Origin of the sequence: Fibrobacter sp. UWB12 (assembly GCF_900142485.1) — a bacterium.
Lineage (GTDB): Bacteria > Fibrobacterota > Fibrobacteria > Fibrobacterales > Fibrobacteraceae > Fibrobacter.
This window is the reverse complement of the sequence record NZ_FRAZ01000002.1, coordinates 458,309-476,284: the sequence shown is the minus strand read 5'-3', so window position 1 is coordinate 476,284 and position 17,976 is coordinate 458,309. Positions and strand designations below refer to the sequence as shown.

The window sequence follows — 17,976 nt, the reverse complement described above, 5'->3', positions numbered from 1 at the left end:
TGGTGAGAACATTTTTTGAGAAAATACCCGAAATGTGATATTTGACAGAATCGTCCGGTGATTACATTTTTCTTACGCTGTTTTTGGCGTTGCGCATTGCCCATACCTTCACTGGATTCCCGCAGTCTTTCCGCTGCTTACTTTTTTATTGCATTTGAAAAATGGGCGAGGATTGGCGTTTTTCCTGCGTGTTGGCTTTGCGATTTTTGAGCGTCCGGTCACGAAAGTTTCTATCTTTTGGCCCGAAATTTATGAGGTAACTCCTATGGGTAATGAGGCAGAAAAGCCGAATATCATTACGTCCTCGCTTGACTTTTTGGTCAATTGGGGGCGATCTAACTCCTTGTGGCCGTTCCCTTACGGTACGGCTTGTTGTGCAATCGAATTCATGAGTACGGAAGTAGGTCGTTATGACCTTTCTCGTATCGGTTCTGAATACGTGCGTTTTACGCCGCGTCAGTCCGATGTGCTGCTTGTTGCAGGTACGATTACTTACAAACAGGCTCCGATTTTAAAGCGCATCTACGAACAGATGGCTGAACCCCGTTGGGTGATTGCTATGGGCGCATGCGCAAGCTCTGGCGGTTTCTATGACTGCTACTGCACGGTTCCCGGTATCGACCACATTATCCCGGTGGATGTCTATATCGGCGGATGCCCTCCGCGTCCGGAAGCCTTCTTCGATGCCATGTTTGACTTGCAGAAGAAGGTCAAGGATGAATCCTTCATGAAACAGCGCGCCGAAAGCGTCAAGGATCAGCTCGAAATGATCAAGGCCAAGACTGCCGAAGCGAAGTGCGAAGCCAAGACTGCTATTCACGAAAAGGTCGTGGATATCAAGGACTTCATGAAAGAGAAAGAACAGAATCTTGTAAAGAAAGCCCAATTCTGGAAGGAGTAGAAGAATGACTGTTGAAGAAATCTTCGCCGTCCTTGAAGAAAGGTATGGCGCAACGCGCGAAAAACAGGACAAGTGGGGCGTGACCGCTGTTATTTCTGCCTCCTATCTGCACAATGCAGTCCAGTTCCTCAAGAGCGAAGCCGGCATCAAGTTCGAAATGCTCGTGGACATTGCCGGTATCGACTATCTGACTTACCCGAACCACGAAGGTCCGCGCTTTGCTGTCGCTTATGCATTCAAGAGCATGTCCAAGCCGGGTAGCCGCATCCGTCTGAAGGTGCTGGTTTCCGAAGAAGACTTGAATGTTCCGACAATTACCGACCTTTATGCTAACGCTAACTGGTACGAACGCGAAGTTTACGACCAGTTCGGTATTGTGTTCAAGGGCCATCCGGACCTCCGCCGCCTGTTGAACCATGTCGAATTTGTTGGCCATCCGCTCCGCAAGGATTACCCTGCACAGAAGCGCCAGTGGCTCTCTACGAACGATTACTTGCTTCCGCAGCTTGAACAGCGCCTCGAAGAACTTGGCTACAAGGTCGTCCAGCGCTCTAAGGAAGTGGAAACGAACGACAACGAATTTTTGGAAGGGAGTATCAAAGAATGATCGTACTTGATCCGAATGGCGAAAAGCTGAATTTGATGCCTCTGAACGTAGGTCCTAGCCACCCGGCGACTCACGGATGCTTGCGCTTCTTGGCTGCAATGGATGGCGAAACCATCGTCGCTTCTGTCGAAGAAATCGGCTACCTCCACCGCGGGTTCGAAAAGATGGTCGAACGCGGCACATGGCAGCAAGTGGTTCCTTATACCGACCGTCTCAACTACTGCTCCGCAATCATGAACAACATTGCGTTCTGCCGTACCGTTGAAAACATGTTCGGTGTTGAAATTCCGGAACGTACCAAGGTTCTCCGCGTGATTGTGAACGAACTTAGCCGTATCAACGACCACTTTGTGTGCGTTGCTGCTGCGTTCCAGGACTTGGGCGGTACGACTCCGTTCATGTACGCTTTTAACCCGCGTGAAGAAATCATGTGCATCTGGGAAAAGCTCACAGGTGCTCGCCTTACGAACAGCTTTGCTCGCATTGGCGGCCTTTCTCGCGATAGCTATGAAGGCTTTGAACAAGATGTTCTTGCTGCCCTCAATTCTACCGAAAAGGCCTTGAAGGACTTGCACGCTTGCTTAGACCGTAACCGCATCTTCCTTGACCGTACGGTGGGCGTTGGCAAGATTTCTGCCGAAAAGGCTATCAGCTACGGCTGGACTGGCCCGTGCCTCCGTGCATCCGGTGTTGCTTCTGACCTCCGCAAGGATGAACCGTACTACGATTACGAAACCTATGACTGGGAAGTCGTGGTTGGCACTCAGGGCGACTGCAACGACCGTTTGCAGGTTCGTTTGGCCGAAATTGAAGAATCCGTGAAGATTGTGCGCCAGGCTTTGAAGCGCCTTGCTCCGGGCCCGGTCGATATCGTCGACCCGCGTATCCGCGTGCCGGCTCACAAGCTCGCTTACCAGGATATGGAAGGCCTTATCGGTCGCTTCAAGAGCGTTTACGAAGGCATTCGCGTACCGGAAGGCGAATACTACTCTGGTTCTGAATGTGCTAACGGTGAACTTGGTTTCACGATTATTTCTGACGGCTCTGGCCATCCGTACCGCATCAAGGTGCGTCCGCCTTGCCTTACGCAGTTTGCTGCATTCCATGAACTCGTCGAAGGCGGTCTCTTGGCTGACTCCATGGCCGTGCTTTCGGGTCTCAACATTATTGCTGGAGAACTTGACCGATGAGAGAACATATTACTGGCGCTGTCCAATTTGTCTCGAACAATCATTTGAAGTTCGACCGTCCGGCGCAGCCGATTGATGCTTTGCCGGATCCGGGCCAGAAGTTTGGCTATGTGAACAAGCCTGTGCCGCAGCCTCCTACGGCTGAAGTGCTCGCCAAGCTCAATACGCCTGAAATCAAGGAACGTTGTGCAGACCTCCTCAGCCGTTATCCGGTGGGGCAGGGCGCTCTCCTCGAAGTGCTTTGGCTTGTGCAGGGCGTGTTCGGTTGGGTGCCGCGCGAAGGTATCCGCTGGGCAGCAGGCGTTTGCGGTTGCGCTCCGGCTCATGCTCTTGGCGTTGCTACGTTCTATACGATGTACAACCACGCTCCGAAGGGCAAGTTCCTCTTGCAGTTCTGCCGTAACATCAGCTGCACCATCAAGGGCGCTCCGAGTTTAATCGCTTATGTGGAACATGCTTTGAACATCAAGACGGGCGAAACGACACCGGATGGTCTCTTTACGATCCTCCAGGTGGAATGCCTCGGTTCTTGCGGCAACGGCCCGATGATGCTCGTGAACGATGACTTTGCTACGGATGCCGATGGCGACGTGCTCACGATGAAGCCGGGTACAAAGCTTACGACTGACAGCATCGACCGCATTCTCAAGTGGTGCTATGCTCATGAAGACAACATCCCGAAGCACGACGTGCTCGGTGGTGTCGTGAAGGGCCATTGCGGTCATCCGGGTGCTCCGGGTGCAATTGCAAAGCCGCAGGTGGCTGACTATGCTCCTCCTTCTCCGGTCTTGAACGTCAAGGCTGAAGCTGACGAAACGGGTGCAACCCTCACTTGGAAGGGCGCTCCGGAATTCACGAAGCTTGTCGTTGAAAAGAAGAACGGTAACGACTGGGTCGCCGTGGGCGAGCCGGGCGTGAAGGACAAGAGCTTTGTTGATGCTAGTGGTAAGGTCGGCGACGAATACCGTATGATTGCGACCTCCGGTGAACGTGTTGCTAAACCCTCGGCTATTGCTGTTACGACGCAAAAGCCTGCACCGGAACAAAAGGCGGTTTAATTATGGCTGAATGTGTAAAAGTTTGTACGCAAAACTTTGGCAAGGGCGCCCAGGACATCGAAGTCTACAAGAAGCTGGGTGGCTACGCAAACATTTCGGAACGCTTGTTCAACATGAGCCAGTTCGAGCTCATCGATTACGTGCAACGTTCTAACCTCCGCGGTCGTGGTGGTGCAGGCTTCCCGACTGGCATGAAGTGGAGCTTTGTCCCGCGCAATTCCGGCAAGCCGGTTTACATTGTCGTAAACGCTGACGAAGGCGAAGGCGGTACGTTCAAGGACCACTTCCTCATGCTCGAAGATCCGCACCGCTTGATCGAAGGCCTTATTATTGCAGCTTGGGCTTTGGGCTCTCGCGCGGCCTACATCTACTGCCGTGGCGAATTCCTCCCGTGCATCGAAGCCTTGAACAAGGCTTTGAACCAAGCTTATGCCGCAGGTTACCTCGGCGAAAACATTTGCGGCACGAAGTTCAGCTTTGATATCTTTGTGCATCGCGGTGCTGGCGCCTACATTTGCGGTGAAGAAACTGCTCTTATTAACTCTCTCGAAGGCCAGAAGGGCCAGCCGCGCCTTAAGCCGCCGTTCCCGGCTGTTTGCGGTGCTTGGAAGTCTCCGACCTGCGTGAACAACGTCGAAACGATCATGTCGCTTCCGTGGATCTTGCAGCACGAACCGAGCGAATATGCCAAGATGGGTACACCGCGCGCCGGTGGTACGAAGGTGTTCTGCATTTCCGGTGACGTGAAGAATCCGGGCGTGTACGAAGCTCCTCTCGGAACTCCGATGATGACTATGATTAACGATTATGCTGGTGGCGTTGTCGGTGGCAAGCTCAAGGCTGTGCTTCCGGGCGGTTCCTCTTGCGCTCCCTTGACTGCAGAAGAAGCCGCTGTCGCTACGATGGACTACGAATGTCTCGCTTCGATGAAGACGATGTTCGGTTCTGGCGCCATGATCATTATCAATGATACGCACAACATGGTTGACCTCTTGAATTGCCTAGGCAACTTCTACAGCCATGAATCTTGCGGCCAGTGCACTCCGTGCCGTGAAGGTACAGGCCTCTTGCACCGCATCTTGAACCAGATGGTGGCCGGCAATGGTCATGATGGCGATGTGGAACTCATGCAGAGCCTTTCTAGCGGATTTGGTGGCGTGACGATTTGCCCGCTCTCCATTTCTTTGGGTGGCCCGGTCTCGAGCTACACTGCAAAGTTCCGTGCGGACTTTGACGAATATATCGCTAAGAACCCCGAACACGCAAAACCGCGTATTCAAGAAACAAGTCGTCCTGGAATTTTCTGGTAATAATATGAGTAACTACTACAATATGCCGAAACTCCCGACCGAAGCAAGCCCGAAGGTAGAAATCTTCGTGGATGACAAGGCCGTGATGGTTCCTGGCGATACCAACCTCCTCGAAGCCCTGAAGGCTGTCGGGATTGAAACTCCTCACGTATGTTATCATCCGTATTTGCCGGTGTCGGGTAACTGCCGTCAGTGCCTGGTAGAGCAGGAAGGCCCGCGCGGTCGCATGCTCGTGATTTCGTGCTATACTCCTGTGACTCCGGGTATGAAGATTTATACTCCGGCATCTAGCGCCCGCGTGAAGAACGCCCGCAAGGCCACACAGGAATTCATGCTGGTGAACCACCCGCTCGATTGCCCGATTTGCGACAAGGCTGGTGAATGCACCTTGCAGGAAAACTACATGGAAGCAGGCCAGAATGAAGGCCGCCTCCGTCCGGAATACGGCAAGAATTACCACGGCAATCCGGAACATCAGTTCATTGATGCGAAGGGTCAGCTCCGTGGCGGTAAGCATGTGGACATCGGTCCGCGCATTTTGCTCGACGAAGAACGTTGCGTGCAGTGCGACCGTTGCGTACGCTTTATGCGTAGCATCGCTAAGGACGAACAGCTCCAGCTTGCTGGCCGTGCCGACCATACTTACATTACTACCTTCCCGGGCGAAAAGCTCGACCACGAATACGACCTCTGTGTCACGGATGTATGCCCGACGGGCGCCATGACGGCAAAGTACTTCCGCTTCCAGAAGCGCGTTTGGCTCTTGAGCCACACGCCGACGATTTCGATGGACGACTCCCTCGGTGCAAACATTTGGCTTGATCACGCCGATGGCCGCATCTATCGCGTGATGCCGCGTTGCAACCCGGAAGTGAACCGTAGCTGGCTCTCCAATACGAGCCGTCTCGCTTTCCAGCAGTTTGACAAGAACCGCTTGCCGGCAATTGACGCTTCCGCTATCCAGATTAGCGGTGGCAAGGTCGCTCTCGTTGCAGGTGGCGCTTGCACGAACGAAGACCTCGCAGCCCTCAAGTTGCTCAAGGATGCTCTCGGTGACCGCGCTGAACTCTTCGGCGGCTCCCTCCTGAAGGTGGGTGCTCCGGATGGTATCGCAAAGAGCGGTGACCCGGTGGCAAATCGCGCAGGCATGCAGCTCATGGGCTTTGCAGACGTTGCAGAACTCCTCAAGCGCGCAGGCGAATTCAGCAACCTCATCACGGTGAACGCTGACCTCTACGGCGAAGACGCTTCTGCTGCTAAGGCTCTCGACAAGATTTCGAACCGCATTGCTCTTTCCGCTTTCGATGACGCTACCGCCAAGAAGGCCAAGGTTGCATTCGGTATCCGCCACTGGAGTGAAGTCCAGGGCACGATGGTCAACAGCCTCAACATCTTGCAGAAACTCTCTGCTGCTCCGACTTGCCCGGATGAAAAACTTGCCCCGGCTTACGAAGTGATTTCTGCACTCGCCGGAAACAAGTTCAATTCGGCTTGCGAAGCTTTCAAGAAGGCTCGTGAATTCGTGCCGGCCTTTGCCGACATTACCTATGATGCCATCAAGAGCACAGGAAAGCTCCTGGGAGGTAACACATAATGGATATTATTGAATCCAAAACCTGGATTGAATGGGCAATTACGATTGCAAAGTTCGCTTTCTGCTTCGTGCCTGTCCTTTACATCCTTCTTTTAATCCCGATGGAACGTCGTGGCGCTGGCTTTATGCAAGACCGTCAGGGCCCGAACCGCTCCTACATCAAGATTCCGTACTTCGGAAAGCTCCGTGCATTCGGCTATGTGCAGAACATGTGCGACGGTACAAAGCTCTTCTTCAAGGAAATGTTTGCTCCTGCTGGCGTAAACAAGCTCTTGTACTATGTGGCGCCTGCAATCCCGTTCGCTATCGTGTTCCTCTCTCCGTGTGTGATTCCGTGGTTTGGACCGATGATCTTTGACTGGGGTGGCGAAACGGTCAGCATTGCTGGTTCCATCATCGATTCCGATGTGGGCGTGCTCTTGCTCTTCGGCTTCTCCTCTATCTCGGCTTACGGTGCAATGCTCGCTGGTTGGGCTTCCAAGTCCAAGTACAGCTTCTTGGGCGCTCTCCGTACGAGCTCCATGACCATCAGCTATGAAGTCTGCCTTGGTCTTTCGCTCATGGGCATTTTGCTCCTCGCCGGTTCTTTCAACCTCACGGACATTGTGCAGTGGCAGGAAAATCACGTGTGGGGTATCGTTGCCCAGCCGGTCGCATTCTTCTGCTTCCTCATTGCAAGCATTGCTGAAACGGGTCGTGCTCCGTTCGACGTTGCTGAAGGTGAACCTGAACTCGTTGCCGGTTACCATACGGAATATGGCGCTATGCAGTTCGGTCTCTTCTACATGGGCGAATACTCGCACATCTGCATCAACAGCTTCCTTATTGCGACGCTGTTCCTCGGCGGTTATGCAGTTCCGTTCGTGACGACCGAAACGTTGCAGGAACACATGGGTGGCTCCCTTGCAGTTCTCTGCGGCGTGCTCGCATTCATCGCTCTTGCTTTCCTCCACATGATTTACCGCTATTCCCGCAAGCTCAAGGCGACGAACTTGACACACCGCTTTGAAGTTCTCCAGGAATACAAGCTTTACAAGATTGTGGCATGGGTTGCAACCGCAGCATTCATCGCTCTCGGTGTTGCTGCCTGGTTCTTCTACAATCCTGAAAACTTCGTGGTGAATGGCCTCGCTGTCGGTAGCTTTGCAACCGCAGTCGGTACGGCACTCATCCACTTGCTCGTTCTTGTGGCAAAGAGCCTCATCTTCTGCTGGGTCTGGATTTGGGTCCGCTGGACGCTCCCGCGCTTCCGCTATGACCACGTGATGCACCTCGGCTGGAAGATTATCTTGAACATCGCCCTCATCAACCTCGTTGTGACCGCAGTTGTCGCAAAACTCTTAGGGGGTAACTAATGCGCGTTATTAAGCAAAAACCGATGACCGTCATCGAACGCCTTTACATTTTCGAGGCGATTCGCGGTCTGTGGACAACTCTTAAGCATGCGGCTCGCGGTTTGTTCCGCTATGAAGAACTTCCGACGATTTCTTACCCGGAAGGTCAGCCCGAAGTTCGCAATACCTACCGTGCCAAGCATCGTTTGATGTTGCGCCCGGATGGTACGCCTCGCTGTGTCGCCTGCGGCATGTGCGCTGCGGCTTGCCCTGCTCACTGCATCTTCATCGAAGCAACGCAGAGCGATGACCCGCGTATCGAAAAGCGCGTGATGCGCTTTGACATCGACCACCTGACTTGCGTGTTCTGCGGCCTTTGCGCAGAAGCTTGCCCGGTCGATGCCCTCCGCATGGATACGAAGCAAATCATTTTCGAACACCGTTCCCGCGAAGACTTCGTGGCACATCTTTACGATCTCACCAACTGGGATCCGAAGGATTACCCGAATGACGAACAGAGCCAGATGGCTCCGGGCGGTACAAAGAATGCCGAGGCCCGCAAGGTCTGGGGCATGGAGGTCAAATAATGCTCGCATTGATTTATTTCATTGTCCTCGCAGTGATCGCAGTCGGCAGTGCCGTTTGCGTGCTCCTCTCTAGACACCCGCTTTATGGCGCCCTCTCGCTGGTTGCCTCGATGGTGTCTCTTGCCGGGATCTACGGCCTTCTCGGAAGCCCGTTCCTCGGCGTTGTGCAGATCATGGTCTACGCAGGAGCAATCATGATGCTCCTTACGTTCGTGATTATGGTGTTGAATGGTGCTCGCGACTCCCATACGCCGATGTTTGACAAGGTTTCGCTCTTTGTGATTCCTGCAGTCATCGTGCTTGCCGGTCTCGTGGGCTTTGCCCTTGTCCGCTCTCCGATTGCTTTCGATGCAGCAACGATTCGCGGTTCTGTGGCAATCACTTCCAAGACTCTTTTTGATGTAGCTCAGACGGGCCCGGGTTACTTCGTGCTTTTCGAAGTTCTCGGTGTTCTTCTGCTTTCTGCCATGGGTGCCGCAGTGCTTCTTGCCAAGAAGCGTCTGGGTTCTGTGGTTTCCGAAAAAAAGGAGGGTAATCACTAATGGAACTCCAAGCTATATATGTACAGATTTTGGCCTTGGTCATTTTTGCCATTGGCCTCATGGTCGCGGTTTCCCGCCGCAATGTGTTCTTTGTGCTGATGGGCGTTGAACTTGCCCTGAACGCCGTGAACCTTTCGTTCGTGGGCTTTGCTAAGACTCTGCCTGCGGATGCAAGCATTGTGGGCCAGATTGTTCCGCTGTTCTCCATCGCAGTCGCCGCTGCCGAAGCTTGCGTCGGCCTTGCAATGGTCATCCTCATTTTCCGCAACCGTGAAAGCATTGATGCCGACACGTATTCTAACATGAAGGGGTAATAAGCAATGATTTCTCTTGGTTTGATACCTCTTTTTCCGCTGTTGGGATGCATTATCCTCGGTGCTATTGCTGTTATTTCTTCGGGTAGCCGTAGAGGCCCTGCAGAAGGTTTCGTTGGAACGCTCGCAGTTCTTTTCCCGGCTCTCTCGTTTGCGGGTGTTGCTTTGCTCGCGCTCAACATGCCGGAAGCTGGCATTCGCGAAACGCTCTGCAACTGGATTGACATCCCGATGTTCCGCGTGGATATCGGATTCCTCTACGATGGTCTTTCCCGCATTATGCTCTTGTTCGTGACGGGCATCGGTACGCTCATCACGCTTTACTCGATTGGTTACATGCACGGCGACCGCGGCTTTGCCCGTTACTTCGCCTACATCAACCTCTTCTTGTTCAGCATGATCGTGCTTGTGCTTTCGGATAACTTGCTCCTTACATTCCTCGGTTGGGAAGGCGTGGGCCTCTGCTCTTACCTCCTCATCGGTTTCTGGAACAAGGATATCAAGAACTGCAAGGCTGCAAACAAGGCTTTCATCGTGAACCGCGTGGGCGATATCGGATTTTTGCTCGGTATGCTCTGCCTCGTGACGATTGGTGGTTCTGCTATCCTCAACTACGATGTGCTTTCGAACTTCATTAGCATGGTCATCAGTGGTAACCACGTTGAATTGGTTATTCCGGCTCTTTCTATCGCTGGCATTCTGTTCTTCGTCGGTTGCACGGGTAAGTCCGCTCAGATTCCGCTCCTCACTTGGCTCCCGGATGCTATGGCGGGTCCGACTCCGGTTTCTGCTTTGATCCATGCCGCAACGATGGTGACTTCTGGCGTTTATTTGCTCGCTCGTCTCGGTAGCATGTTTGCCCTCCTCCCGGTGGTGCTCGACATTATCGTGGTGGTCGGTATGCTCACTGCTTTCTGGGCTGCTGTTGCTGGACTTTTCCAGAACGATATCAAGAAGGTGCTTGCTTATTCTACCATCAGCCAGCTCGGTTACATGTTCATGGCTTCTGGTGTTTGCGCCTTTGACGCTTCTATCTTCCACGTGTTTACGCACGCCTTCTTCAAGGCAGCGCTCTTCCTCGGTGCAGGTGCCGTGATTCACGCCCTCGCCGGTGAACAGGACATGCGCAAGATGGGTGGCCTCTTGAAGAAGACTCCGGTGACCGCCTGCGTGATGATTTTTGCATTCCTCGCCATTGTCGGTTTCCCGGGCTTTGCCGGTTTCTGGTCCAAGGACTTGATTCTTGAACGCTTGTTCATGAACTGCTCGATGGTAATTCCGGGCTTTACGGTCTTCGGTCATGAAATCCCGACAATTCCGCTGAACGGTGTTGTTTATGCCATTGGCCTTGCAACTGCAGTGATTACTGCTGTGTACATGGGTCGCCTCATTATCCTTACGTTCTTCGGTAGCTACCGCGGTTCTAAGGAAAGTGAAGAGCACATCCACGAAGCTCCGGCTGTCATGCTTATTCCGATGGTGATTCTCGCTTTCGGTGCCGTATTTGCCGGTTACTTCTGGGCCGATTCTATTGGCATCAAGTTCTTTGCCGAAACGCTTGCTCCAGTTGTGGGTGCCGCTCAGGCTTACAACACTCCGGCTGTAATTGCTCATGTGAATCCGGTTATCTTTGCTGCTCTCGGTACGTTTGCGGCTCTTGCCGGTATGTTCATTGCATACAAGATTTATGCTAATGCTCGTATCCCGGCTGCCAAGGGCTCTTCTGCTCCGGAAGGTGGCAAGGCTACTTGGACGTTCCTGTTCGATTCCATTCACAAGTACGTTGGCATTATTCCGGTCAATGTGCTCGCATGGATTTGCGATGTGGTCGTCGACAAGATTCTTGCCGCAGCCCAGTGGACTGTCGGTGCGATTGCATCGATTATCGGTGACGGTGCTGCATCGTTCCAGGTTCGCAAGGTGCGTCTCCAGATTGCGCTTAGCATTTTGGGCTTGGCTGTGCTATTAATTGTAGTTCAAAGCGACGATCTTGCTCCTGTGCTTTCGAACTTGATTGAAAAGTACATAGAGCCTGTGTTCAATTTTGTGAAAAAAATTGTAGTGTTTATCGTAAAATATACTGTTTGGAGGGTAATCTAATGCTTTTACATCTCCTTGTCATCGCTCCTTTTGTTGCCGCCATCCTCATGGTGATGACATCCAAGGAAGATTCCAAGTCTTCTTCCCGCCTTGCAATTTTGATGGGAATCATCTTTGCTGCGATGTCTGTCGCTCTCGTTGCTAACGGTAGCATTACAACGGAACCTGTTGAATGGTTCCATATCCCTGGTTGCAAGGGACCTGTTTACTACTACTTGACGAGTCACGGACTTGCCTCATGGATGGTTTTCCTTTCTTGTGGCCTTTCGCTCGTGGCTTTGATTTCTGCACGCAAGATTACTTGCAGAAGTTATCGCAACTTTGCAATCGGCATCTTCTCGTTGATGGGCGCCATGAACGGCACCTTCCTTGCTGCAGATGCTGTGCTCTTCTTCTTCTTCTTTGAAGCCATGGTGATTCCGGCTGCAATTTTGATTGCCGGTTACGGTGGCAAGGATAGAATGAAGGCTGCGATGACGTTTGCAATTTACACGTTGGTGGGCTCTGCTCCGATGATGGTTGCTCTTTGGTACATCTTGACGGTTGCAGAAAACTCGACGCTCATTTCTCTTGCTGTTGCTGTCCAGAGCCTTCCGGAAGGAACTCAGTTCAAGCTTCTCTTGTGCTTCTTGCTCGCTTTCCTCGTGAAGACTCCGATTTTCCCGTTCCACGGCTGGCAGGCGATTACATACGCTGAAGCTCCGGCTCCGCTTTCTGCAATCCTCACGGGTGCAATGAGTAAGGCTGGCGTGTTTGGCTTTATCGTCTGGATTCTCCCGATTTTCCCGCTTTCGATGGATAGGGTTGCATGCTTGATGTGGCTTGGCCTTTTCACGGCTGTTTATGGCGCTCTCATGGCTCTCCGCGCAACGGATGGCAAAAAGCTCCTCGCTTTCAGCTCCATGGGTCACCTTGGCCTTGCTGTGGCTGGTGTGTTTAGCCTTTCCGAAGCAATGCTTCCGGCTGTGCTTGTGTTGCTCGTCGCTCACGGCATTTCTGCTGGCGCTCAGTTCTTCCTCATGGGAATTGCAGAACGCATGGCCGGTACGCGCGAACTCGACAAGCTCGGTGGCCTTTCTTCTACGAATCCGGTATTCGGTACGTTGTTTGGCTTTGCTGGTGTGATGGCTCTCGCTGTTCCTGGAACGGCAGGCTTTGTCGGTGAATTCTCCGTGCTCCTTGCCCTTTGGGACATGGGCCCGCTCCCGGCTCTCGTGGCAGGCTTCACGCTGATTCTTTCCGCTGCTTACATGCTCCGCTTTATCCAGAAGGTTATCTTCGGTAAGGCCTCTAGCGAATACGATAATGAACGTCGCACGACTCTTCTCGAAGGTACTTCGATTGGCGTTATGCTTTTGCTCCTCCTCGTGTTCGGTTTCCATCCGGCATTTGTGTCTGATTCTCTTAATGAAACGGAATCGACCGAAGATCCGGCTGCAGTACAGGTGCTTAACGATGCCGCTCTCAATAATGGCGAAGCTCCGATGACCGCCGAAGAAATCCATCAGCTGGATTCGACTCTTGCAGCCGCCGGCTTCAAGGACGATGAACGCGCATCTATCATCGCCCAGATGAAGGGTGAAAACGGCTCTGAAGCTGCTGCAAAATCTGAAAATTCTGTAAAGGAGGCTTCCGATGCTGAATAATCTTGTTTACCTCTTGCCGGTTATCTTTGTGGTTCTGGGCGGCATGGTTGCTCTCGCTGCCGAACCGTTCTTTGATGACGAAAACAAGCACAAGGTGCTTCCGTGGGTTTCTGCGTTCTTCATTGCTTTGGGCGTTGTCGCTTTGTATTACGCCAAGACTGAAACGCTCTTGAGCCTCTACGCTATGGACCCGGTCCGCCGCGTGCTTTGCATGGCAATTCTCCTTTGCGCTTTCCTCGGCATTTCCGGGCTCCAGTGGACGCTTGGCCGTGAAAAGTTCAAGGGTGGTGAAGCTTATGGCCTCATGTTGCTTGCCACAAGCGGTGCCTTGCTTATGACGCAGGCAATTGACTTTGTCGCTCTCTTCATTGCTATGGAACTCACGAGTTTCCCGATTTACGCTCTCGTGGGCATTCGCCGCAAGGACATCAATGCAAATGAAGGTGTGTTCAAGTACTTTGTCTCGGGTGCTGTTTTCAGTGCAATTTTCCTCTACGGTGTTTCGCTGATTTACGGTGCAACCGGTTCTACGCATTTCTGCGGTCACGTGCTTAGCGGTCGTGAAGCTATCTATGGCGTGGGCATGCTCTTTGTGATTGCAGGCCTTCTTTTCAAAGCTGGCGCAGCTCCGCTCCACTTCTGGGTGGCTGACGTCTATACGGGCGCCTCTGTGGCTGTGACTGGCTTTATGGCCGCTGTCGTGAAGGTCGGTGCTCTTGCCGCTCTCGGTACAGTCTGGGTCAGCGTTCTCGTGACGCGCTCCGGTGCTGAAGCTGTTTGGAACCTCGCTGAAAAGGTGACTATCGCAAATCCGTCCAAGCCGCTTTTCTACGTGATTGTGGTTGTGGCGCTCCTTTCCATGGTGATTGGCGCCTTTAGCGGCCTTGCTCAAAAGTCTGTACGTCGCATCTTGGCATTCTCTGCTGTGATGAACGCTGGCTTTATCGTGATTGGTCTCTTGGTTCCGAATTACCTCGGCAAGGGCGAAATCCAGATGGGCCCGATGTTCTACTTCCTCATCACATACGCTATTGCTTCTGCAGGCGCATTGACAGGTATCGCTTACATGTCCGGTAGGGAAGATCACAAGGAAAATCTTGATGAACTCCAAGGTGCTGGTCGCCGCCGTCCGTTCGTGGCGCTTGGCGTTGCTGTGTGCTTGGCTTCTCTCGCTGGCCTTCCGCCGGTTGCTGGTTTCCTTGCCAAGTTCACGTTGTTCACCGAAGCATTCAATGCTGACCTCGGCTGGCTTGCCGCTATTGGCTTTGGCCTCTCCTTGGTGGCTGCGGTTTATTACCTCCGCATTGCCTATGTGCTCTTTGCTCCGAAGAAGGATGAAGGTGAATCGAAGTGCTGCTGCGGCGAAGGTAAGTGCTGTGGCCAGTTCGAAGCAACCTATGTTTATCTGCTCCGCTTTGCCGTGGCTGTTGCCGCAATCTCGCTCCTCGTGATTAGCGTCCGTCCGGCACTTGCTTTGATCGGATAGTGAAATTTGTCATTCCCGCTACCGAGCGGGAATCGCCTTTTGAAAAACGTCCCGGCTGAAAAAGTCGGGATGTTTTTTGTATTTTGTTTTTGAAAGGGAAGTAAAATGATTTGTCCGAAGTGTGGAGAAAAGTTCGATTATTACGAGCCTTGTTGCCCGTGGTGCGGGGCTTCGAAACCGGTTGAAGAACCGAAATCGGCTGGCAATGTTTCGCTCATGGAGGAATCTCAGGAAAAAGAGGACGAGTGCGTTACGTTTGAGTCTAAGAGAGAACATGACGGTCGTTTTGAAATTGTACGCCAGCACGTTTGTTCGATTCTGAGTCTTTGTCTTGGTCTTTTCTTATTTCGTACTGATGATATGTACTTTTTGGTTGCTTCATTACTTTTTTTGATAGGAGCTCCTTATTTATTTTTTGATACGCTTCATTCAATAAAAATTGTCCGTAAAGTCAAATGCTATAAGGATAGGTTTGTGCTGTGCTCATGTTTTGATGAACGGGCTTTTTCTTTTGATAAGGCGAATCGACCTGAAATGAAACTTAGTGTATTTGAAGGTGGCTACACAATTATTTTTCGGAACAGTCAATATCGAGAAACTTTCATTGTCTGCGAACGCGATTTCCCTGAAGTTGTGAAGGCGATGAAGAATGTTTACGGCATATCGGCTGAGTAAATTTTTTATTATTTAGATGAAATGGAGATGCCCGCTTCCTTCGATTGACGCTCAGGACAGGCTCCGGCGGGCATGACAAAATAAAAAAGCTGATCTTATTAATGCCTGCGGGCATGAAAAAGGAATTATTATGGACAAAATTTATCGTTCTGGTATTGGTTTTGACGTTCACAAGTTGGTGGAAGGCCGCAAGTGCATTATCGGCGGCGTGGATATCCCGTACGAAAAGGGCTTGCTCGGCCACAGCGATGCCGACGTGCTTTTGCATGCGATTAGCGATGCCTTGCTTGGGGCTGCTGGTCTCGGCGACATCGGCACGTATTTCCCGGATACGGATCCGGCATTCAAGGGTGCCGATAGCCTGGAACTCTTGCGTAAGGTCGGCGAAGAAGTCAAGAAGGCTGGCTACGAAATCATCAATATCGATAGCATCGTGATGTGCGAACGCCCGAAGGTGAATCCGCATAAGGAACAGATGAAGGCTAACATTGCCCGCGTTCTCGGCCTTGACGTAAAGCAGATTGGCATCAAGGGCACGACGACCGAAAAGCTCGGCTTTACGGGCCGCGGCGAAGGCATCGCCAGCCAGGCTGTCGCGATGGTGCGCTCTGTTTAATTGCTTCAAACGTCATTCTGAACGAGCGGAGCGAAGTGAAGAATCCTGTTAAATTAGACTGGATGGGGCGAAGCCCCTACTCTTTGGCTCGGTTATCTATGTTGTTCCCGGTTCAACGCGACCGGGGCTCTCTTGTTTTTAGGGGCTGATTTTACCTAGCTTTTTTCTATATTTTACACCGACTTTAAATACTTTACATTGGTTTTACGGAAAACAATTCACCGCCATGAGCCCGAACTAGCTGAAAGGCAGCGACGATGATCCGGTAGTGGCGCAACATAGGAAAAATACTATATGGCCTGGATGGCTCTTAAAATGTTGGGTTGCTTGGCGCTCCTCATGTTCGGCATGAAGTCGATGAGTGAAGCCTTGCAGAAAATGGCGGGTCCGCAGCTGAGACATGTTCTCGGCACGATGACCACGAACCGTTTTACGGGTATGCTCACCGGTATGTTTGTTACAGCCTCTGTACAGAGTTCGACCGCCACCACGTTGATGACTGTCTCTTTTGTTAATGCGGGGCTTTTGACTCTCATGCAGGCAATTTCGATTATCCTCGGCGCTCACATTGGTACGACGGTTACCGCATGGATCATGAGCCTTGGGTTCTCGTTCAACATCGCAAACTTTGTGTATCCGGCGTTCTTCATCGGCATTATCCTTGTTTACATGAACAAGAAACGTGTCGTGGGTGATTTCTTGTTCGGTGTGGGCTTCCTCTTCTTGGGCCTTACGACGCTCAAGGAAACGGGCTTTGCCGTGGTGAACGACCCGTCGGCAAGTGCTTCGATCAGTGCTTTCTTCGCTCACTTTAGCGACCCGAACTTCTTCAATTCGCTGTTCTTCCTTGTGATGGGTACGGTGCTTACTCTCTGCGTGCAGTCTTCGGCTGCCATCATGGCTATCACGATGATACTCTGCTCGACCGGTGTTTTGCATATTGACCAGGGCATTATGCTTGTGCTTGGCGAAAACATCGGTACGACGATTACGGCAAACATTGTGGCACTCTCGGCCAATACGCAGGCCCGCCGTGCCGCTCTCGCTCACTTCACGATTAACGTTATCGGTGTGATTTGGGTGGTGATTGTGCTCAAGTGGTTCCTCGGCGCCGTTTGCCATGTGGTCGGCTTTGATCTTGGCATCCGTCCGGGCGACGAAGGCTATGCCGCTAACCTCGCGAAGATTTCCGTGGTGCTCGCCACGTTCCACTCCGCATTCAACGTCTCTAACACGTTCCTCCAGATTTGGTTCATCAAGTACATCGAAAAGTTCGTGTGCCGCGTGATCAAGCCGAAGAATTCCGATGAAGAAGAAGACTCCCGCTTGCACTTCATTAGCTCTGGCTTGATGGGTACGCCTGAACTTTCGCTCCTCGAAGCCCGCAAGGAAATCAGCTTGTTTGCCGTGCGTACGCAGAAGATGTTCCACTTTGTGCCGGACCTTTTGGCCATGAAGAACGAGAACGATTTTGTGAAGCTCTTCGCCCGCATCGAAAAGTACGAAGGCATCAGCGACAACATGGAAATCGAAATTGGCGATTACCTGAACAAGGTGGGCGAGGGCCGCTTGAGCCCGGAAAGTAAGACCGCTTTGCAGTGCATGCTTAAGGAAATTTCTGAAATCGAGAGCATGGGCGACGCTTGCTACAACATGGCTCGTGCTATCAATCGCAAGTTCAGGTGCAAGGGCGAATTTACGCAAGACCAGCTCGAACACATCAAGCATTTGATGCAACTCTGCGACAACGCTATGACGCACATGATCGGCGTTTTGAACGATGTCCCGCAAATCGATGTGAACCGCACGCTGAATTTCGAGAACGAAATCAACGATTACCGCAAGCTCCTCAAGGAAAAGAACGTGGCGGATATTGAATCGCAGAAGTACAGCTACCAGATTGGAGTTCATTACATGGATATCGTGAACGACTGCGAAAAGCTGGGCGACTACATTGTGAACGTGGTCGAAGCCCACGCCAACAGAAGACTCTCTGTGTAATTGCGCTAGGTCCTC

At 52.1% G+C, this 17,976-nt stretch carries 16 protein-coding genes; all 16 read left to right on the top strand.

Features of this window, described 5'->3' with window-relative positions; all coding sequences use genetic code 11:
• The first annotated feature begins 265 nt into the window (after positions 1-265).
• The 16 genes from BUA34_RS04545 (at position 266) to BUA34_RS04470 (ending at position 17,961) form a co-directional block, all read left to right on the top strand.
• Entirely contained in the window at positions 266-901 is a 636-nt protein-coding gene (locus tag BUA34_RS04545) for an NADH-quinone oxidoreductase subunit B (protein WP_072827648.1), read from the top strand.
• Between the two features lie 4 nt (positions 902-905).
• Positions 906-1,508, top strand: coding sequence for an NADH-quinone oxidoreductase subunit C (locus tag BUA34_RS15990; RefSeq protein WP_072827546.1), 603 nt, complete (start codon positions 906-908; stop codon positions 1,506-1,508).
• Positions 1,505-2,698, top strand: a complete 1,194-nt coding sequence (locus BUA34_RS04535) for an NADH-quinone oxidoreductase subunit D (protein WP_072827545.1) — start codon at positions 1,505-1,507, stop codon at positions 2,696-2,698. Before BUA34_RS15990 ends, BUA34_RS04535 begins: the two co-directional genes overlap by 4 nt.
• Positions 2,695-3,756 carry an NADH-quinone oxidoreductase subunit NuoE family protein gene (locus BUA34_RS04530; protein WP_072827544.1) on the top strand — a complete coding sequence of 354 codons (1,062 nt, stop codon included), beginning with the start codon at positions 2,695-2,697 and terminating at the stop codon, positions 3,754-3,756. Before BUA34_RS04535 ends, BUA34_RS04530 begins: the two co-directional genes overlap by 4 nt.
• A gap of 2 nt (positions 3,757-3,758) precedes the next feature.
• Positions 3,759-5,066, top strand: a complete 1,308-nt coding sequence (gene nuoF, locus BUA34_RS04525; protein ID WP_072827543.1) for an NADH-quinone oxidoreductase subunit NuoF — start codon at positions 3,759-3,761, stop codon at positions 5,064-5,066.
• 4 nt (positions 5,067-5,070) lie between these two features.
• On the top strand, positions 5,071-6,660 hold the full coding sequence (locus BUA34_RS04520) for an NADH-quinone oxidoreductase subunit G (RefSeq protein WP_072827542.1): 1,590 nt from the start codon (positions 5,071-5,073) through the stop codon (positions 6,658-6,660).
• On the top strand, positions 6,660-8,015 hold the full coding sequence (locus tag BUA34_RS04515; protein WP_072827541.1) for a complex I subunit 1/NuoH family protein: 1,356 nt from the start codon (positions 6,660-6,662) through the stop codon (positions 8,013-8,015). The genes BUA34_RS04520 and BUA34_RS04515 overlap by 1 nt, the downstream gene beginning before the upstream one ends.
• Complete coding sequence (locus BUA34_RS04510; protein WP_072827540.1) at positions 8,015-8,581, top strand: NuoI/complex I 23 kDa subunit family protein; 567 nt, start codon at positions 8,015-8,017, stop codon at positions 8,579-8,581. Before BUA34_RS04515 ends, BUA34_RS04510 begins: the two co-directional genes overlap by 1 nt.
• Complete coding sequence (locus BUA34_RS04505; protein WP_072827539.1) at positions 8,581-9,123, top strand: NADH-quinone oxidoreductase subunit J family protein; 543 nt, start codon at positions 8,581-8,583, stop codon at positions 9,121-9,123. The genes BUA34_RS04510 and BUA34_RS04505 overlap by 1 nt, the downstream gene beginning before the upstream one ends.
• Positions 9,123-9,437 carry an NADH-quinone oxidoreductase subunit NuoK gene (gene nuoK / locus BUA34_RS04500; protein ID WP_072827538.1) on the top strand — a complete coding sequence of 105 codons (315 nt, stop codon included), beginning with the start codon at positions 9,123-9,125 and terminating at the stop codon, positions 9,435-9,437. Before BUA34_RS04505 ends, nuoK begins: the two co-directional genes overlap by 1 nt.
• Positions 9,438-9,443: 6 nt before the next feature.
• Complete coding sequence (nuoL, locus tag BUA34_RS04495; RefSeq protein ID WP_254794325.1) at positions 9,444-11,537, top strand: NADH-quinone oxidoreductase subunit L; 2,094 nt, start codon at positions 9,444-9,446, stop codon at positions 11,535-11,537.
• Positions 11,537-13,183, top strand: coding sequence for a complex I subunit 4 family protein (locus BUA34_RS04490; RefSeq protein ID WP_072827537.1), 1,647 nt, complete (start codon positions 11,537-11,539; stop codon positions 13,181-13,183). The genes nuoL and BUA34_RS04490 overlap by 1 nt, the downstream gene beginning before the upstream one ends.
• On the top strand, positions 13,173-14,669 hold the full coding sequence (locus tag BUA34_RS04485) for an NADH-quinone oxidoreductase subunit N (protein ID WP_072827536.1): 1,497 nt from the start codon (positions 13,173-13,175) through the stop codon (positions 14,667-14,669). The genes BUA34_RS04490 and BUA34_RS04485 overlap by 11 nt, the downstream gene beginning before the upstream one ends.
• Positions 14,670-14,774: 105 nt before the next feature.
• The gene (locus tag BUA34_RS04480; protein WP_072827535.1) at positions 14,775-15,344 is read left to right on the top strand and encodes a hypothetical protein; all 570 of its coding nucleotides are present in this window, start codon (positions 14,775-14,777) and stop codon (positions 15,342-15,344) included.
• A 130-nt stretch (positions 15,345-15,474) separates the two neighbouring features.
• Positions 15,475-15,960 (top strand): 2-C-methyl-D-erythritol 2,4-cyclodiphosphate synthase, encoded by a 486-nt coding sequence (ispF, locus tag BUA34_RS04475; RefSeq protein ID WP_072827534.1) that lies wholly within the window; start codon positions 15,475-15,477, stop codon positions 15,958-15,960.
• 294 nt (positions 15,961-16,254) lie between these two features.
• Complete coding sequence (locus BUA34_RS04470) at positions 16,255-17,961, top strand: Na/Pi cotransporter family protein (RefSeq protein ID WP_072827533.1); 1,707 nt, start codon at positions 16,255-16,257, stop codon at positions 17,959-17,961.
• The last annotated feature ends 15 nt before the right edge of the window (positions 17,962-17,976 follow it).

What these genes read in the sequence shown, in the direction of transcription:
- BUA34_RS04545 (WP_072827648.1), top strand. Translation starts at nt 266, where the DNA reads ATGGGTAATGAGGCAGAAAAGCCGAATATCATTACGTCCTCGCTTGAC.
- BUA34_RS15990 (WP_072827546.1), top strand. Translation starts at nt 906, where the DNA reads ATGACTGTTGAAGAAATCTTCGCCGTCCTTGAAGAAAGGTATGGCGCA.
- BUA34_RS04535 (WP_072827545.1), top strand. Translation starts at nt 1,505, where the DNA reads ATGATCGTACTTGATCCGAATGGCGAAAAGCTGAATTTGATGCCTCTG.
- BUA34_RS04530 (WP_072827544.1), top strand. Translation starts at nt 2,695, where the DNA reads ATGAGAGAACATATTACTGGCGCTGTCCAATTTGTCTCGAACAATCAT.
- nuoF (WP_072827543.1), top strand. Translation starts at nt 3,759, where the DNA reads ATGGCTGAATGTGTAAAAGTTTGTACGCAAAACTTTGGCAAGGGCGCC.
- BUA34_RS04520 (WP_072827542.1), top strand. Translation starts at nt 5,071, where the DNA reads ATGAGTAACTACTACAATATGCCGAAACTCCCGACCGAAGCAAGCCCG.
- BUA34_RS04515 (WP_072827541.1), top strand. Translation starts at nt 6,660, where the DNA reads ATGGATATTATTGAATCCAAAACCTGGATTGAATGGGCAATTACGATT.
- BUA34_RS04510 (WP_072827540.1), top strand. Translation starts at nt 8,015, where the DNA reads ATGCGCGTTATTAAGCAAAAACCGATGACCGTCATCGAACGCCTTTAC.
- BUA34_RS04505 (WP_072827539.1), top strand. Translation starts at nt 8,581, where the DNA reads ATGCTCGCATTGATTTATTTCATTGTCCTCGCAGTGATCGCAGTCGGC.
- nuoK (WP_072827538.1), top strand. Translation starts at nt 9,123, where the DNA reads ATGGAACTCCAAGCTATATATGTACAGATTTTGGCCTTGGTCATTTTT.
- nuoL (WP_254794325.1), top strand. Translation starts at nt 9,444, where the DNA reads ATGATTTCTCTTGGTTTGATACCTCTTTTTCCGCTGTTGGGATGCATT.
- BUA34_RS04490 (WP_072827537.1), top strand. Translation starts at nt 11,537, where the DNA reads ATGCTTTTACATCTCCTTGTCATCGCTCCTTTTGTTGCCGCCATCCTC.
- BUA34_RS04485 (WP_072827536.1), top strand. Translation starts at nt 13,173, where the DNA reads ATGCTGAATAATCTTGTTTACCTCTTGCCGGTTATCTTTGTGGTTCTG.
- BUA34_RS04480 (WP_072827535.1), top strand. Translation starts at nt 14,775, where the DNA reads ATGATTTGTCCGAAGTGTGGAGAAAAGTTCGATTATTACGAGCCTTGT.
- ispF (WP_072827534.1), top strand. Translation starts at nt 15,475, where the DNA reads ATGGACAAAATTTATCGTTCTGGTATTGGTTTTGACGTTCACAAGTTG.
- BUA34_RS04470 (WP_072827533.1), top strand. Translation starts at nt 16,255, where the DNA reads ATGGCCTGGATGGCTCTTAAAATGTTGGGTTGCTTGGCGCTCCTCATG.